The organism is Pseudoalteromonas sp. TP27 (assembly GCF_056470645.1).
In genome coordinates this window covers 1-4,006 of sequence record NZ_JARDAK010000053.1, presented here as the reverse complement: position 1 = coordinate 4,006, position 4,006 = coordinate 1, and the positions used below count along the sequence as shown (strand labels likewise).

The window sequence follows — 4,006 nt, the reverse complement described above, 5'->3', positions numbered from 1 at the left end:
TATCAAAATTCGTTATTTATTACTATCAATAGCACTAATTCCAATTATTGGTATAATGTTAATTCTAATTATATCTTTAAATCAAACAGATAAGATAAATAGCCAGTCAACAAAAATAGCAACAAACATGTTACCTTCGACTAAAATTCTTGGGAATTTAAATACTCAAACTTCAGATCTTCGACTGGAGGAATCAGAAATGATTATTTTAAAAGACACTACTAAAAATATAGATATGTACAATAAGCGGTTGAAAGAAATAAATATAGATATAGAAACATATCGCAAATTTATCTCATCAGAACAAGAAGGTTCTTTATTTAAGACGTTTGAAGAAACATTTAAAACATATGAAATAGAATCAAAAAAGTTAATTGCTATGATTGATGAAGGCAAGATAGAACAAGCGACTAAGTATCATTTTTCTGAGCATCAGGAAGTTTATAATAATTATAGTGAGTTATTGCTTGCTTTGATTGATGTAAATGAAAAAGACTCTGTAGCAGCAAGTAATCTTGGGGATGAGATGTTTAAGAATTCAATTATGATTATAGGGCTCGTATTCTTAGTTTCGATTCTCATATCAATATGTATTTCTTTTATCATTATTACTCGCTTTGAAAAATCAATGAAAGGAATTTCAGAAGGAATGACTAGCCTTTCATTAGGAGATTTAAATAATACTTCAGATGCAATAATTGGAGGTAATGAGTTAGCTAAACTATCAACAAATTACCAAAATGTGATATGCAAGTTACAAGAGATTGTTAAAGGGGTGTTTTTGATTTCAGGTCATGTTCGTTCTTCTTCTGAAGAGTTGACTATTGTTATGCAAAATACAGCTAGAAATATTCAAAGTGAGTTAGCTCAAGTAGAGGTAATTTCAACCGCAATTAGTGAGCTATCAAGTACATCGAAAGAAGTCTCAATTAATGCAGAACAAGCTGAAAATGAAACAAGAAAAGCTATTGATAATGTGAACGAGGGAAATATAGCTTTGGAACAATCGATAACCTTATCAAGTTCTATTAATTCTTCTGTACAAGAAACTGCAAATCTAATTGAAGAACTTAAAGATCGTGCAATTGATATTGGTGAAGTAACTAATGTGATTAGTTCTATTTCAGATCAAATTAATCTTCTTGCATTAAATGCAGCAATAGAAGCTGCGCGTGCTGGTGAACATGGCCGTGGTTTCGCAGTGGTTGCTGATGAAGTAAGAAATTTAGCGGCAAAAACTCAAGAATCAACAAAAAATATTCAAGAAATAATATCTGCACTTCAAGATAAATCAGAAAATGCGAACAGCAATATGATTGCCAATGTAAAATCAATACAAGAGTCAAAGGAGCTTTCAGATCTAGTTAAAAAGTCATTTGATGATATATCTTATTCAGTTCAAGCTATTTCTGATATTAATACATTGGTCGCTACAGCTTCACGAGAGCAATATAGCGTAACGGAAGATATAGCTAAGAATGTCACTGTAACCTTTGATTTAGTAAATGAGAATGTTGTATCGGTCAATCAGACACAAAAAGCAGCACAAGAATTGACAGTATTAGCAAACAAACAGAATCAAGAGTTATCATTCTTTAAACTGAGTAATTTACCATAACCTCGTTCTACGAACTGATTTTGAAAACAAAAAAGCCTCCATATTGGAGGCTTTTTTGTTTCTGAGCCAATAGTTCGTTAAATTGATCTATTGAGATCTTCAGCGTTTAGCCTTAATCTTATGCCCAGACGTGAAAAAACCAAGCTTGCCGGCTTGGTTTTTTCAGAATACTTACTACGTTACCCACGTTTAAGTCCTTTCATGATAGCCATATCAAGTAAGTTCTTCAAGCCCTACGAGTAATATTCTTACGGTCTATTTGGAATCAAGATGTTTTGGATAGACGAAAGCGTCCTGCTATCGATCAAGGATTACCTAAGATAGCCAGTGAACGACCCAGACCCGAAATGAAGTAATAAGTCACGGTGCTACAGCTGCTAGGCATCGAGTAAGGCGAATGATAATACGGTTTGAGTTGGTACTACTGAGGTGGATGTTCTAAGACTCTGCAAATGAACTTAGAGCACTGACAGTACCGCGTAGGGCAGCCCGAAAGGGAGAGAAAACCCCAAGGTTAAGCGTTAAATGACCCCTGATATTTCACGATTTTTCAATCGGTCGAGATAGGGGTTCGGCGTAGCCGAAAGGGAAAAAACTTACTCTCTCAGCACTTCTATTGTTTCTATCTTGAATAGTCTATCCCATACAGTTCGTTCCTCTTCATTTCGTACTAATTTATATTTAAGACCGCTTATTATTTTTTGTAATCGTTCTTTGGCTTTTTCATTTCTTACAAAGTACCACACGCCATTGATTTTATTTCTTCTTCTTAAATCTAGAAATTCTTTAAAAATTGGATGATATCGTTTGCTGTCTTTTAGGGTGAGTTCTGTTTCAATTACATGAACGATTATGTCTGTTTTTCCTTTCCTTACGATAACAAGATCTGGCCTATGCTTAAATTTCATTATGTGCTCGTATTGTTTGAAATTTCCTATCTCAGCATTAATTACTTTCACGTCTGTTAGTCGGGTACTCTTTTTTAGTAATGTGCCTACTTTTTGATTCGTTAGGGTATGGTTTAATGTTCGTAAACTGACTCTGCTTTTTAAAAATGGTTTGTTGTTATCGAGATTGAAGTGGTATGTATCTAGTCCTTTTCTTGTTATCCCAAATAATGTCACTTTTGTTATGTTGTCACAGAGTTCTTCTTTTTTTACATGCCCTTCTTCGCATAGCTTTTTAAGAATACGGCTGGCAGAGGCTTTGGATTTCATGCCTAATTCATAACGGATATTTTCTAAGGTAGAGTATCTATGATGCGATAAAAATATCATTACCGTGTTTCTATTTTTTATTGCTTGCTCTGCTCGATATATTGGGTCGGTTATTAGCATTTTACGTCCTATTCGTTTATTTCCTTTCGGTAACATAGTACGGCAATTTTCCGTTGCCGAGAAGCTAAGCGATTTAAAGCAGAGCAAAAGAATTTAGAACCCTTACTGCGTAAGGCTCCACCAGGAAAACATGTTTTTTTCCTGCCGCGACTCGCAAGCGAGCCTACCCCCATCAATAAGCGACACTGGTACGGTTTTTATCAGCCTGTTCCATGCTTCAAAATCCAACGCACTGTATGCCTTGATGAAGGTAGATTCGTTTCACTTGTCGCGGCAAAAGCATTCACTAAAAATTAGCAATTCCCCTCACTGGTTCGGCACTTTCAGTGATTGAATTTTTTTAACGTTCACGAAGCACTTAACCTGGCGAACTAGCAATTAAATCCAACCTAGTTGGACGCTGTGCGATTGAGTTCTTGGTTAACGTAAAATTGCGTAGGCAATTTTATTACCGTCTCAAATTTATATTATATGTGCTTCAATTTTTTTGATTTGTTGCTTCAACTATGTTGACAAAATTAGAGATAGGCACGACAGGCACGTTTTCACCCTCTGCTACGCATTTGGTTAAACATGCCGTGCCAAAGGGTTTATCCTTTGAAACCTGACGCACTTCGTTTTTCTCCAGAACGTCCAAAATCAGCAGATGAAGCCTTGCTGTTTTCGTTCGCTCTGGCTAATTGTTTAAAACGGACGTTACAGGGTGATTATTGGTTGAGGTGCTTCGAGATTTTATTGCCCTGTAAATCGCCCTGAAAGCGTCATAAACTTTCAAACGTGTTTTTGGGTAATCGGTGTGGTTTATATCTTAAAAATGGCGCTACGTGGATTTGAGGTGGTTTAATGCCTGTTTTTAGGGGCTAACTTGGCTATTTAACATAAGGGGCATATCGCGCATCAGGTTTTCGGGAGTGAAATCTGATTATGTTGATAATTTTAGGTGTTTTCCCATATTGTGTTTATATTCATTCCGTACTGATGGGAGCTATTACTATATCGTCTCATTACAGTTAATAAATTTATGATAAAACTAGTAGGAACCAATGAACAA

At 35.5% G+C, this 4,006-nt stretch carries 2 protein-coding genes; one reads left to right on the top strand and one right to left on the bottom strand.

Features of this window, described 5'->3' with window-relative positions:
* On the top strand, positions 1 to 1,618 hold a 1,618-nt coding region (locus PX700_RS21635), incomplete at its 5' end, for a methyl-accepting chemotaxis protein (protein WP_479521907.1).
* Positions 1,619 to 2,214: 596 nt separating this feature from the next.
* On the opposite strand, the gene PX700_RS21630 is transcribed toward PX700_RS21635, so the two are convergent.
* A complete protein-coding gene (locus tag PX700_RS21630; protein ID WP_479521906.1) occupies positions 2,215 to 2,955 on the bottom strand; it encodes a hypothetical protein in 741 nt (246 codons plus the stop codon).
* Positions 2,956 to 4,006: the final 1,051 nt, after the last annotated feature.

Coding starts and splice junctions, on each gene's coding strand:
- PX700_RS21630 (WP_479521906.1), bottom strand. CDS start 2,955: ATGCTAATAACCGACCCAATATATCGAGCAGAGCAAGCAATAAAAAAT.